The sequence below is a fragment of the Haloechinothrix aidingensis genome (genome assembly GCF_013450155.1).
GTDB lineage: Bacteria > Actinomycetota > Actinomycetes > Mycobacteriales > Pseudonocardiaceae > Haloechinothrix > Haloechinothrix aidingensis.
Window position 1 is genome coordinate 40,853 of record NZ_JACCKD010000001.1, and the last position, 12,635, is coordinate 53,487.

Annotated in this window: 12 protein-coding genes; 9 read left to right on the plus strand and 3 right to left on the minus strand. The window is 68.9% G+C overall.

The features are described from left to right. The first annotated feature begins 56 nt into the window (after positions 1 to 56). Positions 57 to 521, plus strand: a complete 465-nt coding sequence (locus tag H0B56_RS00155) for an FxsA family protein (RefSeq protein WP_180890878.1) — start codon at positions 57 to 59, stop codon at positions 519 to 521. Here H0B56_RS00155 and H0B56_RS00160 read toward each other — a convergent pair. Next, positions 511 to 1,167 (minus strand): SCP2 sterol-binding domain-containing protein, encoded by a 657-nt coding sequence (locus H0B56_RS00160; protein ID WP_425484475.1) that lies wholly within the window; start codon positions 1,165 to 1,167, stop codon positions 511 to 513. The genes H0B56_RS00155 and H0B56_RS00160 overlap by 11 nt on opposite strands. A gap of 207 nt (positions 1,168 to 1,374) precedes the next feature. On the opposite strand from H0B56_RS00160, the gene H0B56_RS00165 reads away from it, so the two are divergent. Then, positions 1,375 to 2,028 carry a TetR family transcriptional regulator gene (locus H0B56_RS00165; RefSeq protein ID WP_180890879.1) on the plus strand — a complete coding sequence of 218 codons (654 nt, stop codon included), beginning with the start codon at positions 1,375 to 1,377 and terminating at the stop codon, positions 2,026 to 2,028. A 40-nt stretch (positions 2,029 to 2,068) separates the two neighbouring features. Here H0B56_RS00165 and H0B56_RS00170 read toward each other — a convergent pair whose 3' ends face one another. Next, positions 2,069 to 2,929: a MaoC/PaaZ C-terminal domain-containing protein gene (locus tag H0B56_RS00170; RefSeq protein ID WP_180890880.1), complete on the minus strand. Its 861-nt coding sequence runs from the start codon at positions 2,927 to 2,929 to the stop codon at positions 2,069 to 2,071. 10 nt (positions 2,930 to 2,939) lie between these two features. Continuing rightward, positions 2,940 to 4,292 (minus strand): 3-oxoacyl-ACP reductase, encoded by a 1,353-nt coding sequence (locus H0B56_RS00175; RefSeq protein WP_180890881.1) that lies wholly within the window; start codon positions 4,290 to 4,292, stop codon positions 2,940 to 2,942. A gap of 173 nt (positions 4,293 to 4,465) precedes the next feature. Here H0B56_RS00175 and H0B56_RS00180 point away from each other — a divergent pair, with 173 nt between their 5' ends. From H0B56_RS00180 to H0B56_RS00210, 7 genes are all read left to right on the plus strand, one after another. Next, positions 4,466 to 5,824, plus strand: a complete 1,359-nt coding sequence (locus tag H0B56_RS00180; protein ID WP_425484476.1) for an acetyl-CoA C-acetyltransferase — start codon at positions 4,466 to 4,468, stop codon at positions 5,822 to 5,824. Positions 5,825 to 5,999: 175 nt separating this feature from the next. Continuing rightward, complete coding sequence (locus tag H0B56_RS00185; protein ID WP_180890883.1) at positions 6,000 to 6,968, plus strand: ATP-binding cassette domain-containing protein; 969 nt, start codon at positions 6,000 to 6,002, stop codon at positions 6,966 to 6,968. Then, positions 6,965 to 7,789, plus strand: a complete 825-nt coding sequence (locus H0B56_RS00190) for an ABC transporter permease (RefSeq protein WP_180890884.1) — start codon at positions 6,965 to 6,967, stop codon at positions 7,787 to 7,789. The genes H0B56_RS00185 and H0B56_RS00190 overlap by 4 nt, the downstream gene beginning before the upstream one ends. Before the next feature lie 480 nt (positions 7,790 to 8,269). Beyond that, entirely contained in the window at positions 8,270 to 9,040 is a 771-nt protein-coding gene (locus H0B56_RS00195) for a MerR family transcriptional regulator (protein ID WP_180890885.1), read from the plus strand. A gap of 125 nt (positions 9,041 to 9,165) precedes the next feature. Continuing rightward, entirely contained in the window at positions 9,166 to 10,362 is a 1,197-nt protein-coding gene (locus H0B56_RS00200; protein ID WP_180890886.1) for an ATP-binding protein, read from the plus strand. Between the two features lie 183 nt (positions 10,363 to 10,545). Further along, the gene (locus tag H0B56_RS00205) at positions 10,546 to 10,707 is read left to right on the plus strand and encodes a hypothetical protein (protein ID WP_180890887.1); all 162 of its coding nucleotides are present in this window, start codon (positions 10,546 to 10,548) and stop codon (positions 10,705 to 10,707) included. A gap of 235 nt (positions 10,708 to 10,942) precedes the next feature. Next, positions 10,943 to 12,592, plus strand: coding sequence for an alpha/beta hydrolase (locus H0B56_RS00210; RefSeq protein WP_180890888.1), 1,650 nt, complete (start codon positions 10,943 to 10,945; stop codon positions 12,590 to 12,592). Positions 12,593 to 12,635: the final 43 nt, after the last annotated feature.

Genomic DNA, 12,635 nt, shown 5'->3' on the forward strand with positions numbered 1-12,635 from the left:
CCGGACATACCCGGGTAGCGGGGAACGCAGCGCGCCGGAAGTACGTTGGTCACAATATGGCTGTCGTACTGCTGCTCTACCTCATCGCCGAGATCGCCGCGATCTGGGCTGTCGCCTCCACTGTCGGCGCGCTCTGGACCGTCCTGCTGCTGCTCGGCGGCGCCTTCGTTGGCTCCTGGCTGGCCCGCAGGGAGGGAGGCAAGGTAGCCAGGGAGCTGTTCACCGCGACCCGGGAGGGCCGGTCGGGTCACCGCGAGATCACCGACGGGATGCTCGTGGCCCTCGGCGGACTGCTCATCCTGCTGCCCGGCTTCCTCACCGACATCGCGGGCTTCCTGGTCATGCTGCCGCCCGCCCGCGGCTACCTGCGGAAACAGTGGCTGCGCAAGATGGAGCGCGCAGGTTCCGCGTCGACGTTCCGGTACCGGCACCGCACCGTCGTCGACGGGGAGGTGGTCGACGAGAGCTGGGACGACAACGAGGGCCCCGGCCCCGACGGCCCCAGGACCATCAACCCCTAGCGCCTGCCGGCTTGGGGATATCGAAGTAACCGCTGAACATCGCCGCCAGCGAGTAGTCGCCCTTGACCTTGACGCGGCCGGTGATGAACATCGGTGCCACGGCAGCACTTCCGGTAGCCATGCGGATGAAGTCGAACGCGGACAGGGTCAGCGTCGTATCCGGTAGCCGCCCGAGGTCCTCCCCTGAGACACAGACACCGTCCTCGATCACGGTCTGGTACCGGGCGAACTCCTCGTCGTCGGTGCCATCGGTGAACCGCCACGAGACGACGAGGCTGACGTTCCTCGCCTTGTGCTCGATCAGATGGTCCGACATCCGGCTGAGTATCTCCTCGATGAAGAACGTCCGCAGCACGGGATCGTCGACGATCACCTTGAGCTGATCCTTGGACGCATCGGCCACGAGCGTGACGAACGTGTCCGTGTTGATCGAGCTCAGCTCCACACCCGAGCCGGTCTCCCCGAGCATGTACAGGGTCCGGATCAGCTGCCCGAACTGCTCCGCGCTCAGCTTGTTCAGGTCGATGGCGCCGGCGAGCGAGTCCAACGCCCCGCCCTCGGCAACCCGCGCCCGGGGACCACGTTGTGCGAACGCCGGCACGCGCATTCGGCGGAGCCACGCCATCCGCGAGAACCTGGAAGCCACGGCAACCGATGCTAGCAAAGAACCTACCGATGAGTAGGGTTGTGACGCCATCGGCTTCCGGGCGGGGACGAGGTCGGTACCGGCGGCCGCTCGATGACTACCCTGTGGCGCGCCGCCACCGCGGCCGCGCTACCTACTGGCGCGTAAACTTACTGGCAAGTAGATTCTGCCGTGGAACCATGCACGGTGTCCCACCAGGAGGTGTGCGTGAGCCGGAGTACCCAGCAGCCGAGAGCACGGCGGCTTCCTCGCGACGTCCGGGAGCGTCAGATCCTGGACGCCGCTGTCCAGGTCTTCTCCCAGCACGGCTTCCACGCGGCGTCGATGGACGAGGTCGCGGACGTCGCAGGGGTCTCGAAGCCGATGGTCTACACCTACCTCGGCTCGAAGGAGGACCTGTTCTCCGAGTGCATCCGGCGGGAGGCCAAACGGCTTATCGACGCGGTCACCGAGGGAGTCTCCACCGACGACGAGCTGGCTCCCGACATGCTGCTGTGGCTGGGGCTGCGGTCGTTCTTCCGGTACGTCGGGGGCAACCGCGACTCCTGGACGGTGCTGCACCGGCAGGCACTGTCCGTCGGCGGCACGTTCGCCGACGAGATCTCCGAGATGCGCACCCGCTCGATCGACCTGGTGGCCTCCGTGGTCGTGTCCACGGGAACCAAGCAGGGGATCGGCGAGCAGGCGGAGAAGTCGGGGGCGGGCCTGGCAGCCGCACTCGTCGGCGCCGCCGAGTCACTGGCCGACTGGTGGATCGATCACCCCGACGTCGAGGAAGGCACCCTCGCGTCGTGGCTGATGAACCTGGTCTGGCTCGGGTTCGGCGACCTCGTGCAGGGCGCCGTGTGGCGCCCCCGGTGAGCGGTGGCCGGGCCACCCGCCGGTGACCCGACCGTCACGCTCAGGACAGTGTGCTGATCGTGCCGTCCATATGCGGCTTGGGCTTGCGGGAGTTCCACAACTCGAACGCGTAGCCGTCCTCGGTCGTCCACGTGGTGAACGCGGCCTTGCCCGGCAGGAGCAGCGGTTGCTTGAAGCCGACCGACACCGTGTAGGCGGCGGGCAGCTTGCCCTCGAACGCGGAGAGGGCGTGCGCCTTGGTCCACATGCCGTGCGCGATGGCCTTCGGGAAGCCGAAGAGCTTGGCCGTTGCCGCGTACAGGTGGATCGGGTTGTGGTCGCCGGAGACCTCCGCGTAGCGCCGCCCGATGTCGCCGGGGACACGCCACACCGCGGTCGGCGTCGGTGCGGCGAGCTGCTCCCGCTTGCCGCCCGAACCGCTGCCGCCACCCCTGCGCAGGTAGGTACTGATGTCGGTCCAGACCGGCTCGTCCTGCCCCTCGACCACGGCCTCACTGATCACGTCGAACTGCTTGCCCTTCTCGTGCGGGCGCAGGCCGCTGACCCGCACCCGCACCGAGAACCGTTCGGTGACCAGCAGCGGTCGACGCTGCGTGATGGTGTTCGCGACGTGCACCAGCCCCGGCAACGGGAACGGGAAGCTCGGTTCGGCCATGAGCTTGACCTGCAACGGGAACGCCAGCACATGCAGGTATGTCGCGGGAAGCTCGTCGGACAGCCGGAACCCGCACACCTCGTTGTAGGCCGCGAGATGATCCGGGTCGACCTGCACACCGGAGCGCACCAGCTGCTCGTCGGGCAGCTCCGTTGCGCGCTGCCCCCCGGGCAGCAACCCGGACACCAGCGCCTTCGGGTACAGCGCGGCGAGGTTCGGCGTGGAGTCGAGTTCGGTGACAGCCATCGTTCTCCCCTCACGCACCGATCATGGCCTGGCCGCACACGCGGACCACGTTGCCGTTGACGGCGGCCGAGGCCGGGTTGGCGTACCAGGCGATCGTCTCGGCCACGTCGACCGGCAGGCCACCCTGCGCGAGGGTGGACAGCCTGCGCGCGGGCTCGCGGATCGTGACCGGGATCGCCGCGGTCATCCGCGTCTCGATGAAGCCGGGGGCCACCGCGTTGAACGTCGCTCCCCGCTCGGCGACCGCGGGCGCGGTGCCCTCCACCATGCCGATCACGGCGGCCTTGCTCGTCCCGTAGTTCGTCTGGCCGAGGTTGCCCGCGATCCCCGCGATCGAGGACACGCCGATGAAGCGGGCATTGTCCCGCAGCACGCTGGACTCCAGAAGGGCGTCGTTGATCGCCAGCTGCGAGTCGATGTTCACCGAGATCACCGAGTCCCAGCGCGCGGAGTCCATGTTGGCGAGCTTCTTGTCCCTGGTGATCCCCGCGTTGTGGACGACGATGTCCAGGCCGTCGTGCCGCTCGGCGAAGTACTCGACCAGCTTGGCCGGGGTGTCCTCGGCGGTGACGTCGAGCTGCAGCGCCGAGCCACCCACCGCGTTCGCCACGGCCGACAGGTCCGCGCCCTGCGCCGGGACGTCCACGGCGACCACGTGCGCACCGTCCCTCGCGAGCACCTCGGCGATCGACGCGCCGATCCCGCGCGAGGCTCCCGTCACCAGCGCGACCTTGCCGTCCAGGGGCTTGTCCCAGTCGGCGGGCGTAGTGCCCGTGGCACCGCCTGCTCCCGCGGTTCCGACCCGGATGACCTGGCCGTCCACGAACGCCGACTTCGCAGACAGCACGAACCGCAAGGTCGACTCGGTGGCCCCCTCACTGCCGGGTGCCACATAGACCAGCTGTGCGGTAGCCCCGTTGCGAAGCTCCTTGGCAACCGAACGGGTGAAACCTTCCAGGCCCCGCTGCGCGACGCGCTCCCGCGTGGACTTCGCCTGCTCGGGCGGCGTACCCAGCACCACGACCCGGCCACAGGTCCCGACCTGCTTGATCGTGGACTGGAAGAACGAGTGCAGCTCACGGAGCTGTTTCGGGTCGCTGATCCCGGTCGCGTCGAAGACGAGCGCGCTGTAGGAGGAACCGGCCGTCGCCGACGTGGCGATCTCGACCCCTGCGCCGCGCAGCTGCTCGGTCACCGTCTTCTCCAGCCGCCCACCGGGCGCGGCACCGACCAGCGCGGGGCCCTCCAGCAGCGGCTGGCCCGGCTGGTACCTGCGCAGCGGGGTCGGGCTAGGCAGGCCGAGCTTTCCGACGACGAACTTCCCTACCGGGGAGTTGGTGAACTGCTGATACCTGTCGGCCATACCTGCTTCCTCCTGGGATCTCGAGTACGTTCGGTGCCCTACTGCACGACGAAGTGGGACTCACCGCACAGCCTAACCTACTCGCGGGTAGGTTAGTATCGCACCAGGAGATGCACCAGATACTAGGTCGTTCGTCACGGCCACGCCCTCCGCACGGCCGGAACGATCACCAGGTGAGCGTACGGGAGGACACGATGGCCACATCCAACAAGTCAGCAGCGAGCTCGTCCGGCACGAGCGGCCGGAAGGCGGCACAGCGACCCACGGTCCGCCGCGTCGCCATCATCGGCGGGAACCGCATCCCCTTCGCGCGTTCCAACGGCCCCTACGCGCGGGCATCGAACCAGGACATGCTGACCAGCGCACTGGACGGCCTCGTCAGCCGGTTCAGCCTCCAGGGTGAGCGCATCGGCGAGTTCGCCGCGGGTGCCGTGCTCAAGCACTCGCGGGACTTCAACCTCGCAAGGGAGGTCGTGCTCGGCAGCAAGCTCGCCCCCGAGAGCCCGGCCTCCGACGTGCAGATGGCCTGCGGAACCGGCCTGCAGTCGATCATCAACGTCGCGAACAAGATCGCCCTCGGCCAGATGGACTCCGCCATCGCCGGTGGTGTGGACACCACCAGCGACGCCCCGCTCGCGCTCAACGACGACCTGCGCAAGATCCTGGTGCAGCTCAACGCCGCGAAGTCCAACGCGGAGCGGCTCAAGCTCGTCGGCAAGCTGCGCCCCGGCCAGATCGTGCCCGAGATGCCGCGCAACGCCGAGCCCCGGACCGGGCTGTCCATGGGCGAACACGCCGCGCGCACCGCCGAAGCCTGGGGACTGACGAGGGAGGAGCAGGACGAGCTCGCCGCGACCAGCCATCAGCGCCTGGCCGCCGCGTACGACCGTGGCTTCTACGACGACCTGGTGACGCCGTTCCAGCGGCTGACCCGTGACCAGAACCTGCGCGCCGACTCGACCGCGGAGAAGCTGGCCAAGCTCAAGCCCGTGTTCGGCGGCGAGAACGGCACGATGACCGCGGCGAACTCCACCCCGCTGTCCGACGGGGCGTCGGTCGTGCTGCTGGCCACCGAGGAGTGGGCCAAGGCGCGCAAGCTTCCCGTGCTCGGCTACCTGACCTTCACCCAGACCGCGGCCGTCGACTACGTGCACGGGGACGAGGGTCTGCTCATGGCACCCGCCTACGCCGTCCCCCGCATGCTCGAGCGTGCGGAGCTGAGCCTGCAGGACTTCGACTACTACGAGGTCCACGAGGCGTTCGCCTCGCAGGTGCTGTGCACGCTCAAGGCTTGGGAGGACGCCGGGTTCGCCAAGGAACGGCTCGGCCTCGACGCGCCGCTCGGCTCGATCGACAGGGACAAGCTCAACGTCAACGGTGGCTCGCTCGCCGCAGGGCACCCGTTTGCCGCGACCGGTGCGCGCATCGTGGCCACGCTCGCCAAGCAGCTTGCCGAGAAGGGCTCCGGCCGGGGACTGATCTCGATCTGCGCCGCGGGCGGGCAGGGCGTCACCGCCATCGTCGAGAAGTAATCCTCACCACACCACAACCGGCCGCCGCGGCCCGGATCCACGCCTGTTCCAGGCGATGGATGGCCGTGGCGGCCGGTTCGCCGTCGGGAAAACCGCACGACAGTGTCGGTGCTTGTCCCTAGCATGAACATGAGTGAAGTGGCGCTGGAACCGCGCCGCTCGATCTGGAGGGACAATGACACCGCCACACAATCCTGTTGCGGTGCGCGCTGAACAACTCACGAAGTCGTTCGGGGGGACGCGCGCGCTGGACGGTATCGACCTGGAAATTCCCGCGGGACAGGTGCTCGGCCTGCTCGGCCCGAACGGGGCAGGCAAGACGACCACGGTCCGCATCCTGACCACGCTGCTCAAGCCGGACTCCGGGTACGCAGAGGTCGCTGGGCACGACGTACGGGAAAACCCCCAAGGCGTGCGGCAGTCGATCGGGGTGTCCGGCCAGTACGCCGCGGTGGACGAGAACCTCACCGGTTTCGAGAACCTGTACATGGTCGGCCGGCTGTACGGAATGGGCCGCAAGGCCGCGCGGGAACGCGCGAGGGAGCTGCTGGCACGCTTCCATCTCACCGAGGACGGCGACCGGCCGTCCAAGGGATATTCCGGTGGTATGCGGCGCAGGCTCGACCTCGCTGGCGCACTGGTCGCCCGCCCGTCGGTGGTGGTCCTGGACGAGCCGACAACCGGTCTCGACCCGCGTGGCCGGATGGAGACCTGGGATGTGGTCTCCGGCCTGGTCGCAGACGGCACGACCGTCCTGCTGACCACCCAGTACCTGGAGGAGGCCGACTACCTCGCGGACACCATCGTGGTGATCGACAAGGGCAAGGTGATCGCGCGCGGCACGGCCGACGAGCTCAAGGCGCGGGTCGGCGGCGTGCGACTCGAGCTGGTGGTCACCGACACCGCAGAGCTGTCCGCGGCCGCGGACGTGCTGCGCGAGGTGGGTGCGGGCGAGCCGAGTACCGACCCGCGGACGTGCAAGGTGGACGTGCTCGTCGACACCGGCCCCAAGGCACTGATCGAGTCGCTGCGCAGGCTGGACGCCCAGAGCATCACCCCGGTCGACGTGGGGCTGCACCGGCCGACGCTCGATGACGTGTTCCTCGCCCTTACCGGGCACGCGGCCGAGGAGGTGCAGGCATGAACGCCGCTGTGAAGGTGCTTTCCGACGGGGGCGTGGTCACGTGGCGCAACCTCATGAACGTCCGGCGCAACCCGGAGTGGCTCATGGGGGCCACGCTGATGCCGATCATGTTCGTGCTGATGTTCGCGTACGTCTTCGGCGAGTCGATCGGGACGGCGCTCGCCGGTCCCGGCGAGGCCGACGCCGGGGCCGCCTACCGCGAGTTCCTGATCGCCGGGATCTTCGCCCAGACCGTGGCGTTCAACTCCTCGTACACGGTGATCGGGTTCGCGAGCGACCTGCAGAAGGGCATCATCGACCGGTTCCGGTCCCTGCCGATGTCCCGGCTGTCGGTGATCCTCGGCCGCACCACGGCCGACCAGGCGTTGAGCCTGATCGTGCTGGTGGTGATGACGGCTGCAGGGTTGCTGGTCGGGTGGCGGATCAACAGCTCGTTCGGCGAGGCGGCCCTCGCGTACCTGGTGATCCTGTTCTTCGCGTTCGCGATGTCGTGGATCGGCGCCTACATCGGGCTGATCGCGCGCAGTGTGGAGGTCGCCAACAGCGCGGGTCTGATGTGGATGTTCCCGCTGACGTTCGTGTCCTCTGCCTTCGTCCCGCAGCAGACGCTGCCGGGGGTGCTGGGCACGATCGCGGACTGGAACCCCTTCACGGCCGTGGTCAACACCGCGCGCGAGCTGTTCGGCAACACCCACGGCCCTGCGCTGACGGGCTGGCCCGCGGAGAACGCCGCGCTGTACGCGGTGCTCAGCTGCCTCGCGATCATCGTGATCTTCGCGCCGCTGTCCGCGGCGCAGTACCGGAAGGTCGCCGCGCGGTAGCGGAATCGTAGTCCCGCGGTCGAGCACCGACCGTGCCATCCGACCTCGACTCGGGAACGCACGTCACGGCCGGTGCCGCACCGCTGCCCGAGCGGGGCGAGGCGGCATTCCCCTCGCCCCGCTCTTCCACTGTCTTGCCGCGTATATAACTATCTCTAGACAGAACTAGAAATCACTAGCGCCTGCAGCGCTCGATGCGGGTGCTCGCGCACCGCTTCTTCATGGACGCGTCATGCACCGGAACGCGCCGCGCCGCGGGCGAACGGCGAGTCTCGAACTCTCTCACGCTGTATAGATTCGACACTATACAGCTGCATATTTCGCTCGACGGCGCGCTCCGCGGGGGAGCCGAAGGTGGCCTCGGTTCCATAGAAGGAGCCAAGTGTCACCTTCGGCTCCGACGGGCGCGAGGAAGACGATTGACCTTGACGTAACGTCAAGATCTAACCTCGTTGGTACCGGCATGACCAGGGGGTCCGGATGAACGGCACGGCACCGAGCGAATGGTCCATCCAGGAAGTGGCACGGCTCGCGGGCACCACGAGCCGCACGCTGCGGCACTACGACGCGGTCGGACTGCTCGCACCGAGCCGCATCGGCGCGAACGGGTACCGCTACTACGACCAGGACCGCATCGTGCGACTGCAGCGCATCCTGCTGCTGCGCGAGTTGGGTCTCGGTCTGCCCGCCATCGCCGAGGTCCTGGACGGCCAGCAGGACACGGTGAGTGCGCTGCGTGCCCACCTGCACTGGCTGGAGCAGGAACGTGACCGGATCGGCCGCCAGATCGAGTCGGTACGGACCACTCTTCGGAAGACGGAACGAGGTGAACGAGTAATGGCAGCCGAAGCACTCGACGGGTTCGACCACACGCATTACCGCGACGAGGTGATCGGCCGGTGGGGTCGCCAGGCTTGGGACCGGGGCGACCAGTGGTGGCGCTCGCTGAGCGAGTCCGACAAGCAGGACTTCCAGCAGCGGCAGCAGGACATCGCGGCGGACTTCGCGGCCGCCAACCAGGCAGGCGAGGACCCGGCGGGGGAGCGGGCGCAGGCCATCGCCCGGCGCCACTACGAATGGGTCCGCCAGGGCTGGCAGGGCACCGACCCCACGGCGGAGCAATTCACCGGGCTCGGCGAGATGTACGTGGCCGACTCCCGGTTCGCCGAACACTACGACCGGCACGGCACGGGCACCGCGACGTTCATCCGCGATGCCATGGCGGTCTACGCCGAGCGACACCTGCGCTAGCGGGGGAGCCGAAGGTGACCTCGGTGCCATAGAAGGAGCCAGGTGTCACCTTCGGCTCCAAACCCCCGCGCGCCATCGCGGTGAAATATTGGGTTCAGGCTAGAAACGCCGATACGGTTCCAGACATGGATCCTGTGCGGAACCCGTTCGCTCCCGGTGCCGGTCAGCGCCCGCCCGAGCTGGCAGGCAGGCAGCGGGAGCTCAAGGCCTTCGAGGTCGTTCTCGAGCGGGTGGCCAAGGGGCGCCCGGAACGCAGCCTGGTCCTGATCGGGCTACGCGGGGTCGGCAAGACCGTCCTACTCAGCGAGTTGCGCTCGATGGCCATGCGGCGCGGGTGGGGGACGGGCAAGGTCGAGGCGCGCCCCGACGCCGACCTGCGCAGGCCGCTGTCCGCCGCCCTGCACCGGGCGATCCGCGACCTGGCCGTACGGCACCGCGCGCCGGAACGTATCGACGAGGTACTCGGCGTGCTCAAGGCGTTCGCCCTGCGCGCCAACCGGTCGGACGCGCGCATGCGCGACCGCTGGCAACCCGGCATCGACGTTCCCCCTGCCCAGGGGCGGGCCGACTCCGGCGACATCGAGATCGACCTCGTGGAGCTGCTCAGCGACGTCGCGGAGCTGGGCGCCGATGTCGGCACGGGGGTGGCCGTGCTCGTCGACGAGATGCAGGACCTGGCCCCGGGGGACGTTTCCGCGCTGTGCGCGGCCTGCCACGAGCTCTCCCAGTCCGGCGCGCCGCTTGTCGTGGTCGGCGCGGGGCTGCCGCACGTACCGACCGTGCTGTCGGCGTCGAAGTCCTACTCCGAACGGCTGTTCCGGTACACCCGCATCGACCGCCTCGACAGGGACGACGCCGACCTCGCCGTGCTCGCGCCCATCGAACGGGAGGAAGCAGGCATCCGGGAGGACGCCCTGGACACCCTGTTCGACATGTCGGGCGGGTACCCGTACTTCGTGCAGGCCTACGGTAAGGCCGCGTGGGACGCCGCACCGGCCGACCCGATCACCGTGGAGGACGTCCGGGTAGCGGCCCCGGAGGCCGAGGCGGAGCTGGCCGTGGGGTTCTTCGGCTCCCGCTACGAGCGCGCCACGCCCGCCGAGCGTGAGTACCTCCGCGCGATGGCCGAGCTGACCGAGGGGCGGGACGAGCCGGCCAGCAGCGCCGACGTGGCCATCTACCTGGGGCGCAAGCCGTCCTCACTCTCCCCGGCGAGGGACAGCCTGATGAAGAAGGGGCTGGTCTACTCCGCCGAGCGCGGCCATATCGCCTTCACGGTGCCGCACTTCGGCCATTACCTGCGCACCCGGGCCGAGGAGTAGCGGCACGGCGATCACCACGATACTGTGATATACCGAATATTATCCGGATCACATCGATATCGACCGACGATTCATCAGTCCGTGCCCAATATCACCGGACAAAGGGTGGAACCTCTGCGTTGAAGGCCGGATAATAGTGGGTGTCGGAACACAACACAACTGCATACAAGGGGGCAGTAGCCGATGAATCTCGCAGCCCAGCTACGCGCGCGTCGCGCACGCAAGCGCACCCAGCGGGCCGCCGACCGGTCGATCAACTTCGCCGCGACAGCCACGGTGCGCCAGGAGCTCCTCGCGGCCGCCGAGTCACGACCCCGGCACAGGCAGCACAATAGAGTGATCTAGATCACATAATCCGCACCGTGTAACGCGGGAGCGACCGGTGTCGATATTCAGGATAACCCCGTGGTGCTGGCGGACCCCCGACCTGGCAGCGTCACGGGGTTTCCCATGTCTCGGGGAGGCTTCGGACAGCCCGCCCCGAACAACACGGCGACCCGAGTTGCCCGCCGGGGCCGTGCCGATGCGTAAAGTGACCACCTGACCGCGCGCAGTTGATCACCTTCGCATCGAGGAACCCATGCCCCGACGCAGCCCTGCCGTCCTGATCTCGCTCGGCGCCGCGGGCGCCCTCCTCGCGGGCACATTCCCCGCCGTGGCCACGCCCGCCGGCTCGGACACCGGCGGGCCGCCGGTCCCGCAGCGCTACACGGCCCAGGCACTCGACTGGCGCCCCTGCTCCGAGGAGGACCTGCCGGAAGCGCGCCAGGAGACGAGGGACCTGCTGGAGTGCGCCGAGTACACCGCGCCACGGGACTGGACGTCACCCGCCGATGGTGACGACGTCACCATCGCCGTCAGCAGGCTCCCGTCCCCCGGCGGCGGCGCGGAGCGGTCGGTGCTGACCAACCCGGGTGGCCCTGGCGGGCCGGGTCGCGCGTTCCCGGCACGTTTCGCCGACCGGGACACGCTGCGCGCCGAGTACGACGTGATCGGGTTCGACCCGCGGGGTACCGGCATGAGCACGAACATCACCTGTGACGGCGCCACGTCCGAGCTGGACCCGCTCGACCCGAGGGACCGCAGCCCGGCCAACATCGACCGGATCCTGCAGGCGACCGAGGACGCGGCCGAGGCGTGCCAGCGGCACTCCGGCGAGCTCGGCCCGCTGGTCAACACCGAGCAGACGGTCCACGACATCGACCTCCTCCGCGAGCTGCTGCGGCGGGACCGGATCAGCTGGATCGGGTACTCCGCGGGCACCTGGCTCGGGGCCCACTACACCGAAGCGTTCCCGGAACGCGCCGACCGGTTCGTCCTGGACTCCAGCGTGGAGTTCACCGCAGGCTGGCAGGAGTCCTTCCAGCGGCAGCCGCGCGGCTTCGAGCGGCGCTGGCGGCAGGACTTCCTGCCGTGGATCGCCGAACACCACGACGTGTACGGTTACGGCCGCTCCGCGGAGGAGGCAAGGACGATCTACGAGCGCGTACGCGCCCGGCTCCAGGACGAACCCGTCGAGATCGACGGCACCACGGTGGGACCGGCCAAGTTCGACGAGCGCATCATCGGGTCGATGTACGGCAAGAGCGCCTTCCCCGGGCTCGCCGAGTTCCTCACCGCGACACGCACGCTGACCGGAGAGCAGGCAGGGCCCGGCGAACGCGCGGAGGCGCGCCGCACGCTCGCCTCCGTACGCATCCCCAACCCGCCACGCGGCCCGCGCCCGCTCACGGTGCACCCAGAGACCTCGCCGGACGGAGACAACGCGGCGAACCCTGGAGAGTACGACGACGCCGCCACCGCGAGTTTCTGGAGCATCCCGTGCAACGAGACGGACTGGGAAGGCGACCCCGACAGCGTGCGGCAGGAGTCCGCGCGGCTCGGTGAGCAGTACCCGCTACTCGGCTGGGGATGGCTGAGCCAGCCATGCATCTACTGGGACGGCGAGCCCGTTGACCTGCCCACCCCGACCGGCGAGGGAGTCCCACCGGTGTTGATGGTGCAGTCCACAACCGACCCGGCCACCCCGATCGAGGGCGCGCGCCGCGCGCACCGCGCCTTCGAGGGTTCCGCCATGCTCACCGTGGTCGACGAGGGTGACCACGGGCTCTACGCGAGCGGCAACCGGTGTGTGGACCGCATTGTGGAGGACTACCTCGTCCACGACGCCACCCCGCAGGACTCGGTCTGCAAGGGGACCCCGCTACCGGAACCCGGCGCGGCACGGTAACCACCCGGCACCACGCCACGACCTGCGAGGGAAGGGAACATGA